Source organism: Arthrobacter sp. Dra40, from assembly GCF_059091905.1.
In genome coordinates, this window is sequence record NZ_JBNHHB010000109.1 from 1 (window position 1) to 18,233 (window position 18,233).

At 66.4% G+C, this 18,233-nt stretch carries 19 protein-coding genes; 12 read left to right on the forward strand and 7 right to left on the reverse strand.

Going from position 1 to position 18,233, the window contains the following annotated elements; genetic code table 11:
- Nucleotides 1–125 precede the first annotated feature (125 nt).
- Genes AC5RWT_RS25325 through AC5RWT_RS25340 form a run of 4 tightly spaced genes read left to right on the forward strand, consistent with a single transcriptional unit; the run spans nt 126 to nt 4,018 of the window.
- Nucleotides 126–887, forward strand: a complete 762-nt coding sequence (locus AC5RWT_RS25325) for a demethylmenaquinone methyltransferase (RefSeq protein WP_494082599.1) — start codon at nt 126–128, stop codon at nt 885–887.
- A gap of 2 nt (nt 888–889) precedes the next feature.
- Nucleotides 890–2,227, forward strand: a complete 1,338-nt coding sequence (locus tag AC5RWT_RS25330; RefSeq protein ID WP_494082600.1) for a geranylgeranyl reductase family protein — start codon at nt 890–892, stop codon at nt 2,225–2,227.
- 9 nt (nt 2,228–2,236) lie between these two features.
- Nucleotides 2,237–3,337: a polyprenyl synthetase family protein gene (locus AC5RWT_RS25335; RefSeq protein ID WP_494082601.1), complete on the forward strand. Its 1,101-nt coding sequence runs from the start codon at nt 2,237–2,239 to the stop codon at nt 3,335–3,337.
- 42 nt (nt 3,338–3,379) lie between these two features.
- The gene (locus AC5RWT_RS25340) at nt 3,380–4,018 is read left to right on the forward strand and encodes a LysE family translocator (protein ID WP_494082602.1); all 639 of its coding nucleotides are present in this window, start codon (nt 3,380–3,382) and stop codon (nt 4,016–4,018) included.
- Between the two features lie 12 nt (nt 4,019–4,030).
- On the opposite strand, the gene AC5RWT_RS25345 is transcribed toward AC5RWT_RS25340, so the two are convergent.
- The 3 genes from AC5RWT_RS25345 to AC5RWT_RS25355 form a co-directional block, all read right to left on the reverse strand.
- Nucleotides 4,031–4,459, reverse strand: coding sequence for a hypothetical protein (locus tag AC5RWT_RS25345; RefSeq protein ID WP_494082603.1), 429 nt, complete (start codon nt 4,457–4,459; stop codon nt 4,031–4,033).
- A 183-nt stretch (nt 4,460–4,642) separates the two neighbouring features.
- Nucleotides 4,643–5,266, reverse strand: a complete 624-nt coding sequence (locus AC5RWT_RS25350; protein WP_494082604.1) for a putative glycolipid-binding domain-containing protein — start codon at nt 5,264–5,266, stop codon at nt 4,643–4,645.
- 50 nt (nt 5,267–5,316) lie between these two features.
- Nucleotides 5,317–6,753: a PucR family transcriptional regulator gene (locus AC5RWT_RS25355; RefSeq protein ID WP_494082605.1), complete on the reverse strand. Its 1,437-nt coding sequence runs from the start codon at nt 6,751–6,753 to the stop codon at nt 5,317–5,319.
- A gap of 173 nt (nt 6,754–6,926) precedes the next feature.
- Here AC5RWT_RS25355 and AC5RWT_RS25360 point away from each other — a divergent pair, with 173 nt between their 5' ends.
- The 4 genes from AC5RWT_RS25360 (at nt 6,927) to AC5RWT_RS25375 (ending at nt 11,399) form a co-directional block, all read left to right on the forward strand.
- Nucleotides 6,927–8,498, forward strand: a complete 1,572-nt coding sequence (locus AC5RWT_RS25360) for a sodium-dependent transporter (protein ID WP_494082606.1) — start codon at nt 6,927–6,929, stop codon at nt 8,496–8,498.
- Nucleotides 8,495–8,632, forward strand: a complete 138-nt coding sequence (locus AC5RWT_RS25365; protein ID WP_494082607.1) for a methionine/alanine import family NSS transporter small subunit — start codon at nt 8,495–8,497, stop codon at nt 8,630–8,632. Before AC5RWT_RS25360 ends, AC5RWT_RS25365 begins: the two co-directional genes overlap by 4 nt.
- A gap of 277 nt (nt 8,633–8,909) precedes the next feature.
- Complete coding sequence (gene gabT, locus AC5RWT_RS25370; protein ID WP_494082608.1) at nt 8,910–10,292, forward strand: 4-aminobutyrate--2-oxoglutarate transaminase; 1,383 nt, start codon at nt 8,910–8,912, stop codon at nt 10,290–10,292.
- Between the two features lie 243 nt (nt 10,293–10,535).
- Entirely contained in the window at nt 10,536–11,399 is an 864-nt protein-coding gene (locus AC5RWT_RS25375) for a universal stress protein (protein WP_494082609.1), read from the forward strand.
- A gap of 91 nt (nt 11,400–11,490) precedes the next feature.
- Here AC5RWT_RS25375 and AC5RWT_RS25380 read toward each other — a convergent pair whose 3' ends face one another.
- Both AC5RWT_RS25380 and AC5RWT_RS25385 read right to left on the reverse strand, forming a co-directional pair.
- Nucleotides 11,491–11,697 carry a helix-turn-helix domain-containing protein gene (locus AC5RWT_RS25380; protein ID WP_493966642.1) on the reverse strand — a complete coding sequence of 69 codons (207 nt, stop codon included), beginning with the start codon at nt 11,695–11,697 and terminating at the stop codon, nt 11,491–11,493.
- The gene (locus tag AC5RWT_RS25385; RefSeq protein WP_494082610.1) at nt 11,697–12,176 is read right to left on the reverse strand and encodes a DUF2975 domain-containing protein; all 480 of its coding nucleotides are present in this window, start codon (nt 12,174–12,176) and stop codon (nt 11,697–11,699) included. The genes AC5RWT_RS25380 and AC5RWT_RS25385 overlap by 1 nt, the downstream gene beginning before the upstream one ends.
- A gap of 205 nt (nt 12,177–12,381) precedes the next feature.
- On the opposite strand from AC5RWT_RS25385, the gene AC5RWT_RS25390 reads away from it, so the two are divergent.
- From AC5RWT_RS25390 to AC5RWT_RS25405, 4 genes are all read left to right on the forward strand, one after another.
- On the forward strand, nt 12,382–13,434 hold the full coding sequence (locus tag AC5RWT_RS25390) for an efflux RND transporter periplasmic adaptor subunit (RefSeq protein ID WP_494082611.1): 1,053 nt from the start codon (nt 12,382–12,384) through the stop codon (nt 13,432–13,434).
- The gene (locus tag AC5RWT_RS25395) at nt 13,431–14,144 is read left to right on the forward strand and encodes an ABC transporter ATP-binding protein (protein WP_494082612.1); all 714 of its coding nucleotides are present in this window, start codon (nt 13,431–13,433) and stop codon (nt 14,142–14,144) included. Before AC5RWT_RS25390 ends, AC5RWT_RS25395 begins: the two co-directional genes overlap by 4 nt.
- Complete coding sequence (locus tag AC5RWT_RS25400; protein ID WP_494082613.1) at nt 14,141–15,334, forward strand: ABC transporter permease; 1,194 nt, start codon at nt 14,141–14,143, stop codon at nt 15,332–15,334. The genes AC5RWT_RS25395 and AC5RWT_RS25400 overlap by 4 nt, the downstream gene beginning before the upstream one ends.
- 132 nt (nt 15,335–15,466) lie before the next feature.
- Nucleotides 15,467–15,874 carry an SRPBCC domain-containing protein gene (locus AC5RWT_RS25405; protein ID WP_494082614.1) on the forward strand — a complete coding sequence of 136 codons (408 nt, stop codon included), beginning with the start codon at nt 15,467–15,469 and terminating at the stop codon, nt 15,872–15,874.
- A 76-nt stretch (nt 15,875–15,950) separates the two neighbouring features.
- On the opposite strand, the gene rarD is transcribed toward AC5RWT_RS25405, so the two are convergent.
- Together rarD and AC5RWT_RS25415 are read right to left on the reverse strand one after the other, a co-directional pair.
- Nucleotides 15,951–16,973 (reverse strand): EamA family transporter RarD, encoded by a 1,023-nt coding sequence (gene rarD, locus AC5RWT_RS25410; RefSeq protein WP_494082616.1) that lies wholly within the window; start codon nt 16,971–16,973, stop codon nt 15,951–15,953.
- 106 nt (nt 16,974–17,079) lie between these two features.
- Nucleotides 17,080–18,078, reverse strand: coding sequence for a DUF6177 family protein (locus AC5RWT_RS25415; protein WP_494082615.1), 999 nt, complete (start codon nt 18,076–18,078; stop codon nt 17,080–17,082).
- Nucleotides 18,079–18,233: the final 155 nt, after the last annotated feature.

The window sequence follows — 18,233 nt, forward strand, 5'->3', positions numbered from 1 at the left end:
CACCCCGGTCGTGTGCGCCGCGCACCCCGGTCTTACGCGCGCCGCGCACCCCGTCGTGCACTCCGGTGCCCGCCCCTGCCCGTCCGGGTTCGCGGGCGGGCACCGGACTTTGAGACAATGGGCCAGTGAATCGTGCATCGCTGGAGAAGCGCCCGGATGAAGTAGCCGCCATGTTCGATGACGTGGCGCCGAAGTACGACCTGGTCAACGATGTGCTGTCGATGGGCCAGACCCGCCGGTGGCGCCGCATCGTGGTCGACGCGGTGGGCGCCGAGCGTGGCCAAAAGGTCCTCGATCTGGCGGCGGGTACGGGCACGTCGAGCGAACCGTATGCAGACGCAGGCATCCATGTGGTGGCGTGTGATTTCTCCCTGGGCATGCTGCGCGTAGGCAAGCGGCGCCGGCCGGACATCGATTTTGTGGCCGGCGACGCCACCAACCTGCCGTTCGCGGACAACTCCTTTGATGCCGTGACCATTTCCTTCGGTTTGCGCAATGTCAGCGATCCGAAGCTGGCGCTGCGCGAGATGCTGCGCGTGACAAAGCCCGGGGGACGGCTGGTGATCGCCGAGTTCTCCCAGCCGACTTTCCCGGTATGGCGGACCGTCTATACCGAGTACCTGATGCGTGCCCTGCCGGCCATCGCATCGAGGATCTCGTCCAACCCGGACTCCTACGTGTACCTGGCCGAGTCCATCCGAGCCTGGCCCAATCAGAACCGGCTGGGGGAATGGATTACCGGCGAGGGGTGGCAGGACGTGGCCTACCGCAACCTCACCGGCGGCATCGTCGCCGTCCACCGGGCCATCAAGCCCGGCCGCGACGAGGCGGCCAACGCCACTGCGCAGGCATCGCTGCGGCGCCAGAGCAGCCGGCACACCCTGTAGCCATGTCCGTTCTGATTGTGGGGGCGGGGCCCGCCGGATCCACGGCCGCATACTACCTGGCCCGGTCCGGCGTGGACGTGACAGTGCTGGAAAAAACAGCGTTCCCGCGCGAAAAGGTGTGCGGCGACGGACTGACTCCGCGCGCTGTCCGCGAGGTTCAGCTCCTGGGACTGCCACACGAAGAATCTGCCGGCTGGCGCCGGAACCGAGGGTTGCGGCTGATCGCCGGCGGCCGGCAGCTGGAACTGCCCTGGCCGGAACTGAGCGACTTTCCGGACTACGGCCTGATCCGCACCCGGCTGGGCTTCGACGAGCAACTCGCCCGCCATGCCGGCACCGCTGGCGCCGTCGTACTGGAACGGCATTCGGTCTCTACCGCTCTGCGAAACGACGCCGGGCGCGTCATCGGGGTGCGCGCCAACCTGCTTGACGAGCGGGGGCGAAAGACCGGTGAAAGCAAGGACTTCTTCGCCGACGTCGTGCTGGCTGCCGACGGCAACTCCACCCGGACGGCGCTGAGTCTGGGCATCGAGAAACGCGACGACCGGCCGCTGGGTGTGGCCGTGCGGACCTACTTTAACTCACCCCGGCACGACGATGACTGGATGGAAGGCTGGCTGGAGCTTCCCGACGCGGCCGGCAACCCGCTGCCCGGCTACGGTTGGGTCTTCGGCGTCGGCGACGGCACCTCTAATGTGGGCCTGGGCATCCTGAACTCGTCCAAATCCTTCGGCAAGCTGGATTACAAGCAGGTGCTCCGCGAGTGGACCGCCGGCATGCCCGCGGACTGGGGCTTCACGGAGGAAAACCAGGTGGGGCAGATCCGCGGCGCGGCCTTGCCCATGGGCTTCAACCGCACGCCGCACTACAGCCCCGGGCTGCTGCTGCTCGGCGACGCCGGCGGCATGGTCAGCCCCTTCAATGGCGAAGGCATCTCCTACGCCATGGAGTCGGCCCGCTACGCCGCGGAGCTGATTGCCGACGCGCATGCCCGCTTGTCCGGGACCGGTGGCCAACTGCTCAGCATGGCCGGGTTCGACGCCGCCATGGCGCGCTACCCGGACATCATCCGCGGACACTGGGGCAGCCACTTCACGTTGGGCCGGGTTTTTGCCCAACTCATTGGCAAGCCGGCCATCATGAAACTTGCCCTGCGGACGGGAATGCCGGTTCCGGCCCTGATGCGCTTTGTGGTGCGGATGCTGGCCAATCTGACAGACTCAGGCGGCAAAGGATTTGAGGATAGAGTTATTCATCTGCTGGAGCAGCTCACGCCGCCGGCTTCCAACCAGACCGACGGGCCCAAGCAGGCCCGCCACACCGCCCCGACGATTAGTTAGTGTTGAACCGTGACTGACGCCAAACCGAGTTGGACTCCCGCCGGCCAGAACCCGCCGGCATCGGCGGAGCTGGATACAGCGACTGCCGCTCTTGCCACGAGCTTGAACTTGCCGGCCGGTTTCGACCCGGTGGCCCAAGACGCCGTGCTGGGTCCCGAGGTTTCCACTGCACTGGCGCGCGTGGAGAAGCAGTTGCGCGACGCCATCGCACATTCCGATCCGTTCGCCGATGCCACCAGCCGCCATCTGGTGGAAGCGGGTGGAAAGCGGATCCGTCCGTTGCTGACTGTCTTGGCGTCGCAATTGGGGGAAGGGTCGGTTCCTGACGTCATCCAGGCCGCCGTCGTCGTTGAACTGACCCACCTGGCCACGCTCTACCACGACGACGTGATGGACTCCGCGCCTTACCGCCGCGGCGCCCCGACTGCCCACGAGGTGTGGGGAAACCAGGTGGCCATCCTGGCCGGAGACCTGATCTTTGCCCGCGCCTCGCTGCTGGTTTCGCAACTCGGACCGGAAGCAGTGGGGATCCAGGCCCGGACCTTCGAGCGGCTCTGCCTGGGCCAACTGCACGAGACAGTGGGCCCGCGCGAGGACGAGGATCCGGTGGAGCATTACCTCTCCGTGATCGCGGACAAGACCGCCTCGCTGATCGCCACCTCCGGCCAGCTGGGCGCCATGTTCTCCGGCGCCGGCCAGCAGGCCGTGAACGTGATGCTGGAATACGGCGAGAAGGTCGGGGTGGCCTTCCAGCTCGCCGACGACGTGATCGACGTCACCGGACTCAAGGTCAAGTCCGGCAAAACCCCGGGCACCGACCTGCGCGAAGGGGTGCCGACCTTGCCGGTCCTGCTGCTGCGCCAGGCCGCGGCCGACGGCGATGCCTCCGCCGCCTCAGTGCTGGAACTGGTCGACGCAGACCTGACCTCCGACGAGGCGCTGGCCGAGGCTGTCACCGCACTGCGCGGGCACCCGGTCACCGCCAGGGCCTGGGAAATCGCGGGAGAATGGGCGGAAGCCGCCAAGGCCTCGCTTGCCCCGCTGCCCGAGAGCACGGTCAAGTTCGCGCTGACAGCCTTCGCCGAAGCAGTCGTGGATCGTGAGGTCTGACCCACCGCCGGTGGACTGCGCGCTTTTCGTTGGAAGTGCCCCGTGAGCGTGGAACAAGCCCTCTTGTCCTTTGCCTTGGTAGCCGGGTTGCTGACCCTGGTTCCCGGGATGGATACAGCACTGGTATTGCGCTCGGCCGTCAGCCACGGCCGGGGCAACGCCTACGCCACCGCGCTGGGGATCAACGCCGGGGCCTTGGTCTGGGGGATCGCAGCCGCAGTCGGGGCGTCGGCCCTGTTGGCCGCCTCGGCAACGGCGTTCACTGTGCTGAAGTTGGCCGGGGCCGCCTATATGGTCTGGCTGGGCGGGCGGATGTTGTGGAAGTCGGTGCGCAAAGCGGCCCCGGCTCCGGCAGAGGCCGCCGCGCCGTCTGCTCCGGCGTCGTACGCCAAGGCATGGCTCACGGGCGTGGGGACCAACCTGCTCAACCCCAAAGTGGGCGTCTTCTACGTGGCGATGATTCCGCAGTTCATCCCGCCGGACGTCTCCCCGGTGTTGATGGGCACCTCGCTGGCCCTGGTGCATAACCTGGAGGGGCTGGTGTACTTCTCGCTCATCATCTGGGGAACGCATCTCGCCAGGAAGTGGCTGCGTACTCCGGCGGTGACGCGCACGATCGACCGGATTACCGGCACGGTATTGGTCGGATTCGGCGTGGCGTTGGCAGCCGAAGGCCGCTGAGCCGGGCTTCCCTTAGTCTTCCTCGTCGTCTCCGAAAACCCACTCGAACATGTCGAAGACGAACTCGCTGAAGGTTGCCTCTTCGCTCTGCCACTGCGGCTGCGGGCCGTTCGTACGGATCCAGACGATAGGGTCCGGCACGTCCAGATGCTCGGTCTTAAAGCCCCAGTTCGCTTCTTCGTCCATCTCGTCGAGGAACAGCAGGTAGCCGTCCTCGATCTCCAGTTCGTCCGGGTCGAAAAAGAAGTCGTGGGCCTCCATCAGGTCCTCGCACCCGCCGAGCGCGTGGTAAAACTCCACCAAGGCCTGCGGGACCTGGAATTTGTGGCCGCCCAGCAGCCCCTCGAGGTCGTCGTAGGAGATGCCGTCGTCTTCGGTCCACTTCCGGTCCAGATACTTGGGCACGAGGGCGCGGAATTTGTCCACGAACATTTCGGGCATGGTTTCTCCCTGGAACGGTTGGTTGGCTTGGTTCCCATCCTATGTGGCGGCGCCGGCTGTGGTGAACGGCCGACGACGGCGGCGACTGTGGGGGAGGGGCGGCGGCGACTGTGAAGGAGACGCGGGGTGCCGGCCCCGGTCTTTCTACGTCTCCGGTCCTTCCCGGCCCCGGTGCAACGCCCCTCAGTCCCGGCGGCGCGTGGCCAGGCCGGGGTAGTCGATGACGATGCCGTCCGAATCCACCACGATCTCGGCACTGAAGTCCCCGGAACTGAACATAACTGCGGCAGTGCCGGCGCCGTCGTCGTACGCGCGGGATCCGCTGTACACCTGCTGCCGGCCAAGGACTCGCAGGCTCGGCATTTCCACCCAGGCGACGGTCAGTTCCGCGGCAGCTTCGGCGTCGTGGACCAAGCCCAGGCGCAGGATCGGCATGGTGTTCGTCGCCGGGCATAGGCCCAGGTCGCAGTCCACGGCCCCGACCAGTGATTCGGGGTCGACGATGCCCGGCTCCGGCAGGTCGCTGTCGCCGGCCACGCTGGCGGCCGCGCTCCAGGTGCCGTCGCGGGCCCGGTGCAGCATCAGATGCCGGCTCCAGCCCCGGCCGTGCACCGAAACCGTGAGGCCCTCGGTGAGCCAATTGCCGGTGGTCGTCAGGGACCAGCTTGCGGCGTAGCCGGCAGTGCGTGAGGCGCCGTGCGCGCTGAGCCGCTCCGGTTCCAGGTTCATGGTTGCCGTGTCAGCGCGCTGCCGATCATCGCTTCCCAGCCAGGTGACGGTCCGGCTTTCGTGCGTCTCGTGTCCCATGCCCTCAGCCTTGTGATTGCGTGGTGGGATGGCAAGGGTGCGGCGCCCGCCTAGTGGTTTGTCCCCGAATCCGACCCCAGCCGCCGCACCGTCAAAGCGAGCCACAGGTGCACCCGGTCCGCAGTGAGGGCCGGGTCGTAGCCGGTCAGCTCCACAATCTGGGACAGCCGGTAGCGCACCGAGTTCCGGTGCAGGCCCAGCTCTTCCGCCACCGCGGCCACCGAGCCGTTGAGCTCGAGATAGGCCTCCAGCGTGGGCAGCAGTGCAGCGTCGTGGGCAGCATCGAACTCGGCCAGCGGGTCGAGGGCCTCAGCAGCCAGATCGCCCAACGGCACGTCTTCCGAGGCCAGCAGCAGCGAAGTCAGCGACAACCTCTGCGGTACATTCAGCAGCCCGCCCCGGCCCACGGCTTCCTTGGCCTCGAAGTAGCTCCAGCGCAGCCCGTTTGCCTGGGCGTAGCTGCCACCCACCCCCACCGTGGCGGTGAGGCCCGCATTCTGCAGGTAGGTGCTCAACTCACGGCCCAGCGAGTCGCCCGATTCCGCACCCACCAGCACCAGCACCAGCCGCTCGTCGACCAGTCCCGTCACCGCACCGTCCAGCGCGGCAGGCAGCGGCAGCGTGGGCAGGGCCCGGCGTTGGCCGCCGGCCACTTGCACCATGACCACCAGCTGCCGCCGTCCGGCATCGATCCCGACGTTGCTCAGCCGGAGGGACGCGTCGGCGCCCTGCAGCACTCCGCGCACCACGTCCAGCAGCACTTGTCCCACAGAGCGGCGGTCGGCCGCGCGGCGGTGCGCCTGGTTGCTCAACTCCAGGCTGATCAAACTTTGGGCGTAGTCCACAATCGCGTTGCGCTCGTACGGCTCGCCCAGCGCCAGTGTGCAGCGGTCCTTCAAACCCGTTGCAATGGGAACCTCGTGCCAGCCGGTCCTTCCGCTTCCCCCGGTCCCGTACAGCCGGGTTCCGTATTGGGACAGGACGACGTCGGTGCCCACCATTCCGGCAAGCGTGCGCAGGAGCGCGGGAAGCCCGCCGCCGCCCAGCAGCGAGGCTGCGAGCGACTGATGGGCCTTAAGCAGGTGCTCCAGCCGGTTGTAGTGGTCTGCCGAGATGGCGTCCGCCACCATCTTGCTGATCGCTACGAAGGGGGTTTCGTAGGGGACTTCGAAGACGGGAAGGTCGAGCTCGTTGGCCGCCGCCAGCACGCCCTGCGGGACCTTCCGGTGCGTGAGCCCGAGCGCGAAGCCCATCCCGACCGCACCGGCTTCGTGGACCCGGGCCACGAACCGGCGTTGCGCGGCCGCCGTTTTCTGGCGAAGACCGGTGGTCAGCACCACTTCGCCGCCGGTCAGGAAGGGAAGCGGGTCCTCCAGCTCAGTGGAGGCCACCCAGGTGATGGGTGCATCGGGGTCCCCCTGGGCGGTGCCGACCAGCTTCAAGTGCAGCGCGGGGGAGGCCAGTAGCTTGGCAAGAGTGACAGCCATGTGTTCACTATACGGCCCGGGGTTGTGCAGCTGCACTATCGCTGTGGAACGGTCCGGCCGGCCGTCGGTGCCGCGGGTCCGCGCGTTTTTTCGGGCTTGCCGCTCCGGCGTTAGGATGGTCGGCGGCGTTGCACGCGTCACACGACTGCTATCCCCGACTTTGAGGTCCCTTCATGAGCACCCCTTCACCGCCGGCTGCGCCGGGAGCCAAGCCCAAACGCGAGATGTGGTCCACCCGCAAGGTGTTCATCCTCGCGGCGATCGGCTCCGCCGTCGGCCTGGGCAACATCTGGCGCTTCCCGTATGTCGCCTACGAAAACGGCGGCGGCGCCTTCATCATTCCTTATCTGGTGGCTCTGCTGACGGCCGGCATCCCGCTGCTGTTCCTGGACTACGCCGTCGGTCACCGCCACCGCGGGTCTGCCCCGCTGGCCTACCGCCGGCTGGCGCGCGGCGCGGAAGGCCTGGGCTGGTGGCAGGTGGCCATCTGCTTCGTCATCTGCGTCTACTACGCCGTGATCATTGCGTGGGCAGCGATGTACATGATTTATTCCGTCACCGAGGCCTGGGGTGATGACCCCGCCGGGTTCTTCGTCGGGGAATTCCTGCAGGTGAGCAAAGACGTGAATATCGGCTTCGACTTCGTGCCCACGGTCCTCATACCGCTGGTGGTTGTCTGGGCGGTGGTGCTGCTCGTGCTGGCGGCCGGCGTGCAAAAAGGCATCGGGCGGGCCAATATCGTCTTCCTGCCGTTGTTGCTGGTCATGTTCCTGGCCCTGGTGGTGCAGTCGCTGTTCCTGCCCGGTGCCGCCGATGGACTGGATGCCCTGTTCACTCCGGACTGGGGTGCGCTCACCAACACGACGGTGTGGGCGGCGGCCTACGGGCAGATTTTCTTCTCACTGTCAGTTGCCTTCGGCATCATGGTCACTTACGCGTCCTACCTCAAGCACAAGACCGACCTGACCGGCTCCGGTTTCGTGGTGGGTTTCGCGAACTCCGGCTTCGAAATCCTGGCGGGCATTGGTGTTTTCGCAGCTGTCGGCTTCATGGCCTTCAGCGCCGGTGCCGAGGTCGGCGATGTTGCCGCCGGGGGCATCGGGCTGGCGTTCATCGCGTTCCCCACCATCATTTCAGAGGCTCCCATGGGCAATCTGCTCGGTGTGCTCTTCTTCGGCTCGTTGGTGTTCGCCGGTTTCACCTCGCTGATCAGCATTATTGAAGTCATCATCTCCGCCGTCCAAGACAAGCTGGGCATGAGCCGGGTCAAGACCACGTGGTGGGTCGGCATCCCGCTGGCGTTGATTTCCATCGTGCTTTTCCCGACTACCACCGGCCTGAACCTGCTGGACGTCACCGACGCCTTCGTCAACAGCTTCGGCATCATGGCGTGTGCCCTGGCGACCGTGCTGCTGGTGACCTATGGATTCCGCAAATTGCCGCTGCTGGGCGGACACGTCAGCGAGGTTTCGTCCATCAAGCTGGGGCTGTGGTGGCGGATCATGGTGGGCATCATCTCGCCGATCGTGCTCGGCTACATCTTGATCAGCGAACTGGTCAAGAGGATCCAGGAAGGCTACGGCGACCCGCCCATGCCCGACTGGTTCGTGAACGTCTTCGGCTGGGGAATGGCCGGAGCCCTGATTGTTGTGGGCTTCCTGCTGTCCCTGATCCCCTGGAGCAAGAAGTCGGCAGCCAATGACCCGGAACTGGATTCCCTGACCCTGCAGGAGGTACAACGATGAGCACTGCAGCCATCGTGATGCTGATCATCTCCATCCTCACCGTCTGGGGAGGACTGGCGCTGGCGCTGGTCAACCTCAGCCGCCACCCTGAGGACGACGGATCGATGCCGGCGGAACACGCGCCGGAACTCTGAACCGGCTGCTCCGCCCGGCGGCGTCCTCCGGCCTTCTGCCGGCGGGCGCCGCCGTCTTTCCTGTCTGGCCATTTGCACGGCCAAATGGCAGATTGGCTGTGCGGGGCGCCATAGGCAGCCCGGCTGCCCAAACCGTAATCTCGCTCTAGAGCAGGACTTCCCGGGCGCGGGCCGGCAGAGCGAGGCCGCAACCGGCGGCGCCGCAAGCGAATCGCGAGCGCGCAGGCGGTGCAGGCCGCGCGGACGCATTTCCCACCTTTAACGTGAAAGGCACATCATGACTACCCAGACCACCCAGCCCCAGTTCCGGTTGGAGCAAAAGCGCGACGTTTCGGCCGGTTTCCCCGGTCCCAAGTCCGCTGACCTGGCCGCCCGCCGCAGTGCCGTGGTGGCCGGCGGCGTGGCCTCCAGCGTTCCGGTCTATGTGGCCGACGCCGACGGCGGAATCATCACCGACGTGGACGGCAACTCGTTCATTGACCTGGGGTCCGGCATTGCCGTGACGAGCGTCGGGGCCTCGGACCCGGCCGTTGTTGCCGCCGTCCAGGAGCAGGTGGCCAAGTTCACCCATACCTGCTTCATGGTCAGCCCGTACGAGGGCTACATCGCCGTCGCCGAGAAGCTCGCCGAGCTGACTCCGGGCGATCACGAGAAGCGCTCGGTGTTGTTCAACTCGGGCGCCGAAGCAGTGGAGAACGCCGTGAAGGTGGCCCGCATCGCCACCGGCCGCACCGCCGTCGTTGCCTTTGACCACGCCTACCATGGCCGCACCAACCTGACGATGGGGCTGACCGCCAAAGCCACGCCGTACAAGTCCAGCCCGGCCGGCAGCTTCGGCCCGTTCGCTCCGGAAATCTACCGGGTGCCGATGAGCTACCCGTACCGCGAGGAAGCCGAGATCAAGGGCGAGGACGCTGCCCGCCGCGCGATCACCATGATCGAGAAGCAGATCGGCGCCGAGAACGTGGCTGCCATCCTGATCGAGCCGATCCAGGGCGAGGGCGGGTTCATCGTCCCGGCCGAAGGCTTCCTGCCTGCACTGGCGCAGTGGGCCAAGGACAAGGGCGTGGTCTTCATCGCCGATGAAGTCCAGTCCGGCTTCTCGCGCACCGGTGCCTGGTTTGCTTCGGAGCACGACGGCGTGGTTCCCGACATCATCACGATGGCCAAGGGCATTGCCGGCGGCATGCCGCTCTCCGCAATTACCGGCCGCGCCGAGCTGATGGACGCCGTGCACCCCGGCGGACTGGGTGGTACCTACGGCGGCAACCCGGTGGCTTGTGCCGCCGCGCTGGCTGCCATCGAAAGCATGCAGACCCAGGACCTCAACGCCCGGGCCCGCCACATTGAAGAGCAGGTCATGGGCCGGCTGCGGAAACTGGCCGAAGAAGTCGACATCATCGGCGATTTGCGCGGCCGCGGCGCCATGCTGGCCATGGAATTCGTCAAGCCGGGCACCGGCCAAACCACCAAGGAACCCAACGCCGAGGCCACCAAGGATGTCGCCGCGGCCTGCCTGCAGGAAGGCGTCATCATCCTCACCTGCGGTACCTACGGTAACGTGGTCCGACTGCTGCCGCCGCTGGTGATCGGCGATGAACTGCTCTCCGATGCCCTCGACGTGCTCGAAGCAGCCATCCGCCGGGTGGCAGCCGCCTGACACAGCGGTTCCGTCCGACCGGGCGGCTGCGCGGGTTCCGTCGTCATGCGCGGCGGGCATCCGGCAGCCGCCCGTCGTCGTTGATGGCTGCGCCAGCCATCCGCCCGGCCTCCGGCTGACAGCCTGTTCCCGGCGGTGCTCTCCGACTAGAGTCGGAACAACAGTCGCCTCATGGGGTGCGGATGTGCCGGCACCGCCGCATCCGCCGCGCCCCGGGCACGGACACGGACAGGGGCAGTTTGCATGCGCTATGTGGTGGGATACCAGCCGGACGAACGGGGAGCCGATGCGGTGGCGCTGGCCGTTGCCATCGCCCGGACCCAGGGGACAGGGCTGGATATCGTCTATGTCGTGGCGGACAGCGCTCCGTATGTGGCGCTGAACCCCGAAGGCAGCCGCGTCAGCGCCAGCGAGCAGGAAGTCCTCACCGCCCGCCGCGAGGCCATGAAGCTGGTTCCCGCAGACGTCAAGGCTGACTTCAAAGTGCGGTCGGCCGAATCGTTCGCGGAGGGCCTGATCGCGGCCGGTGAAGAAGCGGGTGCCCGCCTGATCGTCATCGGCGCGAGCAGCAGCAGCTTGTTCAAGCGCTTCACGGTGGGCAGCGTGGCAAACGCCCTGCTTCATGCCTCGCCGATTCCGGTGGCGCTGGCGCCCCGCGGTTACCAACGCACGGAGCCCTTGACCCGGTTGACGGCGTTCATCGGGGAGCGCCAAGGCGCCCAGGCCGCCCGTGACGTGGCCCTGAACGCGGCTTCCCGCCGCGGCCTGCAACTGCGGCTGGTTTCCCTGGTGTCACTGGACACCCGTGAAGACTCCGACAGCGGCGAAGCCATCCATAGTGCCCACCTGCACGCGAATTCCGTGCTCGCCCAGGCCGCCACCGAACTTCCTGCCGGCAACGCGACCGTTACCGTGGCGCACGGCCGCAACATTGAAGAAGCCATCGACTCCCTCGACTGGGACGACGGCGAGCTGGTGGTCATGGGTTCCAGCCGGCTGGCCCAGCACAACCGGCTGTTCCTGGGCGCCACCGCTCACAAGGTCCTCCGCTCGTTGCCGGTGCCCATGGTGGTGGTCCCCCGGGAGGTCGACGGGCTGCGCGACTAGTCCTGCCTTCCTGCGCTTCAACGGCTGCCACGAGGACAAAGCTAAGGCTGCGCACCGACGCCGAACGCGTCAACGGGCGCGCCGGGCCCCGTCATTCCGCGACCCACTCCAGCAGGTCACCGGGCTGGCATTCAAGCACCCGGCACATGGCTTCCAGAGTGCTGAAGCGCACAGCCTTGGCGCGGCCGTTCTTCAGCACTGCCACGTTGGCCGGTGTCAGCCCCACGCGCTCGGCAAATTCGCCGACGCTCATCTTTCGCTTGGCCAGTTCGACGTCGATGCGCACCACGATCGGCATCAGATCACCGCATCCATGTCATTGCGCAGCATGATGGCCTGGCGCAGCAGCGCCCGCAGGACCACCATCAGCAGTCCCAGCACGGCTCCTGCCACCACGAACAAGAACAGGAGCAACGGCAGCCCGGGATCATTGGCGTTGAAGCCGATGAAGAGAAAGACCCCCAGCAGCATTACCCATGCAGTCACAACGGCCCACACGATGACGTCCACCCACCCCAAGGCGGCTTTGCTGAAAATGCGGTCGTGCTTGACCAGCGTCAGCAGCTTCCACGTGCTCACGATCACGGCTTGGACGCACAGCAGCTCCACGATCGAGAACACCGTCAACGGCCATTGCAGATAGGCCACCTGCGGTGACTCTTCCGCCATATGCGCGAATTGACCGGGCAGGGACATGACTTGAAACAGGACCAGGAGGGTAAACGCCATCACCAGCAGGATTCGGAGCGCGGTGACCGCAAGGTATGTCTTTCGCATCCATCGAGTATCACGCAGTATCTATCGAATTTCAATCGGTGCTGCAGCAAGTGGTGGTCATGTCCTTCCTCGTCCTGTCCGTGTCCCGGCCGGGTTGCGCCACCCAGTGGTGTAACCTCCGTCACAGGCGGGATGTGAGTTAGTCATTGTTTTTGGCTTCCCGCGCGCTTGCGCCTAACGGCGTCGTAGACGAGGGGAATGTTGCATGAGTGCTGTGCGGCGCTATGTCTTGCCAATGGTCTGGTTGGCGGTTTTCGCTGTCATCGCCGCTTCACTCTTCAAGCTCGCGTTCGTGGACGGCATGCGTGCTGACACGGTGACGGAGCGGCCTTCCGCCGAGTTGATCACGCACAGTGTTCCGGCGGCGTTGGGGACGGTCACCAATGTGGTGCAACTCGAGGGCACCGTGGCGAGCGACCCTGCCGTGACCGTGCGCAGCACGGCGGAAGGCACGGTCAATTTTCTGTTCGTCGAGGCCGGCGCGAACGTGGCCAGAGGCGATGCGCTGTTCCAAGTGCAGAAGCTGGTGGAACCTGATCCCGCCCAGCAGGTGGCAGCCGAGCCGGACGCGGAGGAGGAAGCGCTCCCGCCTCCCGTCCCGGTCTATACCTACGTGAACGTGGTGGCGCCGGCTGCCGGTAAGCTGACCGGCCTGTCCGTGTTGGTGGACCAACAGGTCTCGGTCGGCGACGAAGCAGCCGTTATTTCCCCGGGCACGTTCTCGGTGACCGGAACACTGACCGCTGAGCAGCAGTTCCGGCTGCTCGACCGGCCCAGTTCCGCCACCGTGACGGTCACCGGCGGTCCGGCTCCCTTCGAGTGCAAGGCAGTGACGGTCGGGGAAACCCCGGCAGTCGGCACACCGGGCCCGGTTCAGGAGCAGCCTGGGGATCAGTTCGGACCGGCAACCCCGGCGGCGGCGACGGGCACTGTCAACTGCGCCGTGCCAGCCGACGTCAAGGTTTTCGCCGGGCTGGGCGCAACGGTCGACATTTCCGCCGGAACCGCCCACAACGTCATCGTGGTCCCCACTACGGCGGTCCGGGGATCCGTGGACACCGGCCTGGTGTGGGTGGTGGAGGACGACGGCGGGGCACCGGTTGAGCGGCCGGTCGCCTTGGGACTGAATGACGGGATGCAGGTGGAGATCGTCGAGGGGTTGGAAGAGGGCGACATGGTCCTGGAGTTCATTCCCGGCGCGCCCGGGGACCAGATGATGCCCGGCATGGAGGCCGGTTTCGGCATGGTGGGCGGATGAGCGCTCCGGCGACGGGGGCCCCGCTGCTGGAGTTGCAGGGGGTGACGCGGAGCGTCCACATCCCGGACCGCGGCCCGCTGCACATCCTGCGGGGCATCGAGCTGAGCATCCGTACCGGAGAGCATGTGTCGATAGTCGGGCGGTCCGGGTCGGGAAAGTCCACGTTGCTGAACATCCTGGGGCTGCTGGACGTGCCCAGCACCGGCGAAATGTTTTTTGAGGGGCGGGCGGTATCTACCCTGGGGGAAAAGCAGCGCGCCGTGGCCCGCGGTGCGCGCGTGGGATTCATCTTCCAGCAGTTCAACCTGTTGCCGGGCCGTACCGCCTTGGAAAACGTCATGACGCCGCTGCTCTATGCCGGCGGTAGGCAATTCTGGCAGCGTGAGCGGCTGGCCACCCACATGCTCGACCGGGTTGGCCTGGGCAGCCGGCTGGGAGAGAAGCCGCACAAGCTCTCCGGCGGCGAGCAGCAGCGGATCGCCATCGCGCGGGCGCTGGTGCGGTCGCCCAGGCTGATCCTCGCCGATGAGCCCACGGGGGCCCTGGACATAGAAACCGGTCAAAGCGTGATGGCCCTGCTGGACGAGGTGGTTCAGGAGTCAGGCGCGGCCCTGGTGACCATCACGCACGATGCGAATGTGGCGGTCTTGGCCCAGCGGCACTACCGGCTCGGCGACGGGATTCTGCACGCTTCGGAGTTTGCGGCATGACCGGCGCCGTTGCCCTCCTGGTCGAGGCTTGGGCCGAGCTGCGCATCCACAAGACCCGCATCCTGCTGGCCTTGATCGGCGTGGCACTGTCCGTCGCGGCCCTGACCACCGTCGTCGGGCTCGGGAACATGGCCAGGGAAGGCATGGTGCAGGGGCAGGAGCAATCCGGAGGCCGCGCAGCGACCGTGACTGTTGAGGTCCACACGCCAACGGGAACCGAGGATTCGGCGGCCCTGCAGGCCGCCTTCGAGGGGCTCGTGGAACGCTACGGCGTGGAATACGCGAGCCGCCGCGCCTTTACCCAGGTCCCGTTCCAATTCCCCCATGGAGTCATGACAGCCGAAACCACGGTGGTGGACCGCACCTACGGCGAGATGCGGCGGGTCAACCTGGTCACCGGCCGCTGGTTCACCGAAGCTGACGCCGCGGCGCTTGCCCCGGCGGTGATTATCAACGAAGCATTCCACCGGCAGCTGGGCGAACCCGATCTGGCGCTGAATCCGGTCGTGCGGATCTTCCAGCAGCGGCCGATCGCAGCCACCGTGGTAGGAGTAATGCCGGACTTCCATCAGGGTGCCCTGGCCCAGGCCATGATGCTCACCAGCCAGTACGAGCGTTGGGGCCTGGGCGGAGAGGCAGGTCCTCCTCCCGTCTTGGAAATGTGGGTCCCGGCCGAGCTCGAGCCGGGCCTGAGGGCTGCGATCGCCGGCGACCTCCAGGCTCAGTTTCCCGATGCCCAGGCGAATGTGTACCGCAGCGACTATGCCGCCTGGGGCGACCCGTTCGAGGGCATCCAGTGGGCGGTGGGCGGCATCGCCGGACTCGTGCTCCTGCTGGGCGCCGTGGGACTGCTCAACATCTCAATGGTCACGGTCAAGTACCGGGTACGGGAAATCGGGATCCGGCGCAGTTTCGGAGCGACCTCCGGCCGGATCTTCTTCGGCGTCATGCTCGAGTCGGTGGTCGCAACATTCGTCGCCGGCGTGGTCGGGGTGATGCTCGCCGTCGCGGTGGTGAAGAGTCCATGGGTACAGGACCTGATCGCCCAGGGCATCAGCGAACTTCCCCCGTTCCCGGTGGAAGCGGCGCTGCTTGGCATTGGCGCTGCCACGGCCGTGGGCGCGCTTGCCGGCCTGATCCCGGCAGTGGTTGCCGTGCGGGTCAAGGTCATCGACGCAATCCGTTACTAGCTTGCGGCCTTGCCTGCGGAGCGGACCTAAGATGCAGTGCCGAAGTGTCAGACGGTGCGTTAGCCTCCGGTTATGCCCCTCATAAGTCGTACTCTTCAAGCGGCGAGCGGACGCGTGTCTCATGGCTGGTCCATGGCGGTTCCCGCAGACCGTCTTTGGTGGGGTCTTACAGACCCCGACGCTTTACCTCATTGGCTAGGAAAAATAACCTCTGGGCGATTCGTTGGCGGCGATGTTGTGACCATTCAGCACGCGGAAAACTATTTCTGTACCAGCCGGATTCTGGAATGTGAACCGGAAAGACTGCTGCACATGACGTGGGACTTTCCGGACGAGCCGCCTTCACATGTGCGGATCACTCTCACCCCGGTTGGCAGTGCTACCAACTTGGTCTTGGCGCACGAGGGTCTGGGGAGCGAAGCTGTCAATTACCTGCCCGGCTGGCACGCGCATCTTCTCTACTTGGAAGACTTGACCATGGGCCGGCCACGATCCATGTCCGAATTCTGGTCAACGTATGAAAGCCTGTCCGACCTTTAAGCCGCCAATCTTGCGTCCTCTACTTCGAGAGGAAATGAAATATTGGTCCCGAGGTGATCGAAGCCGTTGCAGGCGGCTAGCGTGCCGGGGCGGCAGCGGGTTTGCCCCCGGCCTTGGGGGCCCGCTTGAGGGCGACGGCCATGTCGGTGGTCAGGATGGCCAGGGAGAACCAAACGAGGCCGAAACCGATCCAGCGTTCCAGCGGCATGGGCTCGTGCAGGAAGACGAGCGCGATGATGAACTGCAGGATTGGGGCCAGATACTGCAGCATGCCGATAGTGCTCAGCGGCAGGCGGCGGGCGGCGGCGCCGAAGAACAAGAGCGGCAGCGCGGTGATGAGCCCGCTGGCAGCCATCAGCCAGAAGTGGCTGGTGCCTTCAGAGAGCACAGTGGCCTGGCCGCCAGCCATCAGGATGAGCATGATGACCACGGAGACCGGGGCCAGCACCAGCGTTTCCACGCTGAGGCTGGTGACGGCATCCACCCGGCCGCCGACGTTCTTCTTGACCAGGCCGTAGAACCCGAAACTGAGCGCCAGAATCAGTGCAATCCACGGCACATTGCCGTACCCGAAAGCGAGCACCAGCACCGCTGCGAAGGCCACGCCCATCGCGATCCACTGGGCCGGGCGGAGCCGTTCCTTCAGCAGGATGACCCCCAGCAGTACCGAGACCAGCGGGTTGATGAAGTATCCCAGCGCCGCCTCGATGGCGTGTCCGTTCAGCACCGCGAACGTGTAGGTGAGCCAGTTGACCGCAATAAGGACCGCGGCCAGGGACAACGTCCCGAAGGTGCGCCTGTTGGTCAACGCGGTGCGGAAGGTGCGCCAGCCGCGCAGCGCGGTGATCAGCAGGAAGCAGAACAGCAGCGACCAGACAATCCGGTTGGCCACGATCTCCAGAGGCCCGGCCGGAACCAGCGCGGTGAAGTACAAGGGCAGGATGCCCCAGAGCCCGTAGGCCGCCAGACCGTAAGCCATGCCGGCGCCGGAGTCGCTGGTGCCCCGCCGCGGTACGGTCGCCGGGACGCCGTCACCGGGTGTCCCGGCCGGAGGCGCAGGGACGGAGGACTGGGAGGAGGAGGCACCGCCGTCGTTCATGGACACGCAGGCCACAACCTTTGGTGCGGGGGTTCTATTCCGCACCCGCTGTCCCGGGGAGCCGCAGCGGTCAAAACTTTCCGCCCGTGAGCTTCCCCGCCGGCGGTCAGAATTTCCCGCCGGCGAGCTTGCCCACCAGTTCGGTGAACTCGTCCAGCGGATGCCGGCGGCCGCCGGACGGATCCCGGTGGTAGGTGACGGCGAGTGACTGCAGCGGCGGGACGCCCACCAGCCGGGCGCGCTCGCCGGCGGCGGCCAGAGCCTGCTGCGGACCGAACTGCGCAAGCGCCTCCGGACCGAAGAACGAGCATGCAGGGACCCCGACGCCGGTAAAGCGGGCGGGGAAGGCCAGTTGGTCCAGCAGCATGGTGTGGCCTGCCAGGGCGGTGCGGGCGTGGGCGCGGTGCATGGCGGAACCGAAGGAGGCCAGCTCGTCATTGCTCAGCGGATGCACTGATTCGCAGAACAATTCCACCGACTCGTGCACCCCGGTGGACGATCGGGTCACGGTGAGCACGCCGATGGACGGCACCTGCGTGCCCGGCCGGGGACGGCCGACCACGACGATGTTGCTGGTCATCGGCGCCAGACGGAAGCAGTAGCGGGTGAGTTCGGCCGTGTCCCAGGGTTCGCTGACCGGCTCGTGGATGCCCCAGCCCACGGGCTCTGCACCCGTCAACTCGTGGAACAGCGCAGCGGTGAAGCCGCCGATTTGGGTGGATTCGCTGGCCGGATGCAGGATCTCGCCACGGGCCTGGACCACACCGTCGGACCCGGCCGGTGCCAGCAGGTAGTCCGGCGCCAGCTGATCCTCGGCGGCGAAGACATCCCCGCTCCAGCGGTACTGCTGTCCGGTGAAGCCGTTGTAGAACGTGCCGTCCGCGGCGCTGGCCATCCAGATGCAGCCCTGCCGCTGCAGCAGCTGGTACAGCGGCAGCGTGAGGCTGCTGGTGCTGGGCGTCATCACCACGAACTGGCGCTCCGTTGCGCGGGCGGCCACGTACGCGCGGGTGAGGGCGGGGGAGAGGAACGCCAGCGGCTTGTCCTGGAAGACGACGGCGGTGCGTTCGGTGTGGAAATCGAAGGCCGACGTGTGCATGCCCATCGCTATTCTCCGGTCCCGGTCAGTTGGTGGCCGACGACGGCGCCCCGGCAGCGGACGGCGATATTCTGCGCCAGCCGGTAGCCGAGTTCATCGCCGTCCGGGATGCCGTTGCGAATGGTGATCTCCTGCCACCACAGGTCCTGGTGCTCCGCTTC

Bases quoted from the DNA above. Each gene is read 5' to 3' on its own strand.
- AC5RWT_RS25330 (WP_494082600.1), top strand. From the start codon at position 890: ATGTCCGTTCTGATTGTGGGGGCGGGGCCCGCCGGATCCACGGCCGCA.
- AC5RWT_RS25345 (WP_494082603.1), bottom strand. From the start codon at position 4,459: ATGCCCGAAATGTTCGTGGACAAATTCCGCGCCCTCGTGCCCAAGTAT.
- AC5RWT_RS25350 (WP_494082604.1), bottom strand. From the start codon at position 5,266: ATGGGACACGAGACGCACGAAAGCCGGACCGTCACCTGGCTGGGAAGC.
- AC5RWT_RS25355 (WP_494082605.1), bottom strand. From the start codon at position 6,753: ATGGCTGTCACTCTTGCCAAGCTACTGGCCTCCCCCGCGCTGCACTTG.
- AC5RWT_RS25360 (WP_494082606.1), top strand. From the start codon at position 6,927: ATGAGCACCCCTTCACCGCCGGCTGCGCCGGGAGCCAAGCCCAAACGC.
- AC5RWT_RS25365 (WP_494082607.1), top strand. From the start codon at position 8,495: ATGAGCACTGCAGCCATCGTGATGCTGATCATCTCCATCCTCACCGTC.
- gabT (WP_494082608.1), top strand. From the start codon at position 8,910: ATGACTACCCAGACCACCCAGCCCCAGTTCCGGTTGGAGCAAAAGCGC.
- AC5RWT_RS25375 (WP_494082609.1), top strand. From the start codon at position 10,536: ATGCGCTATGTGGTGGGATACCAGCCGGACGAACGGGGAGCCGATGCG.
- AC5RWT_RS25380 (WP_493966642.1), bottom strand. From the start codon at position 11,697: ATGCCGATCGTGGTGCGCATCGACGTCGAACTGGCCAAGCGAAAGATG.
- AC5RWT_RS25385 (WP_494082610.1), bottom strand. From the start codon at position 12,176: ATGCGAAAGACATACCTTGCGGTCACCGCGCTCCGAATCCTGCTGGTG.
- AC5RWT_RS25390 (WP_494082611.1), top strand. From the start codon at position 12,382: ATGAGTGCTGTGCGGCGCTATGTCTTGCCAATGGTCTGGTTGGCGGTT.
- AC5RWT_RS25395 (WP_494082612.1), top strand. From the start codon at position 13,431: ATGAGCGCTCCGGCGACGGGGGCCCCGCTGCTGGAGTTGCAGGGGGTG.
- AC5RWT_RS25400 (WP_494082613.1), top strand. From the start codon at position 14,141: ATGACCGGCGCCGTTGCCCTCCTGGTCGAGGCTTGGGCCGAGCTGCGC.
- AC5RWT_RS25405 (WP_494082614.1), top strand. From the start codon at position 15,467: ATGGCGGTTCCCGCAGACCGTCTTTGGTGGGGTCTTACAGACCCCGAC.
- rarD (WP_494082616.1), bottom strand. From the start codon at position 16,973: ATGAACGACGGCGGTGCCTCCTCCTCCCAGTCCTCCGTCCCTGCGCCT.
- AC5RWT_RS25415 (WP_494082615.1), bottom strand. From the start codon at position 18,078: ATGGGCATGCACACGTCGGCCTTCGATTTCCACACCGAACGCACCGCC.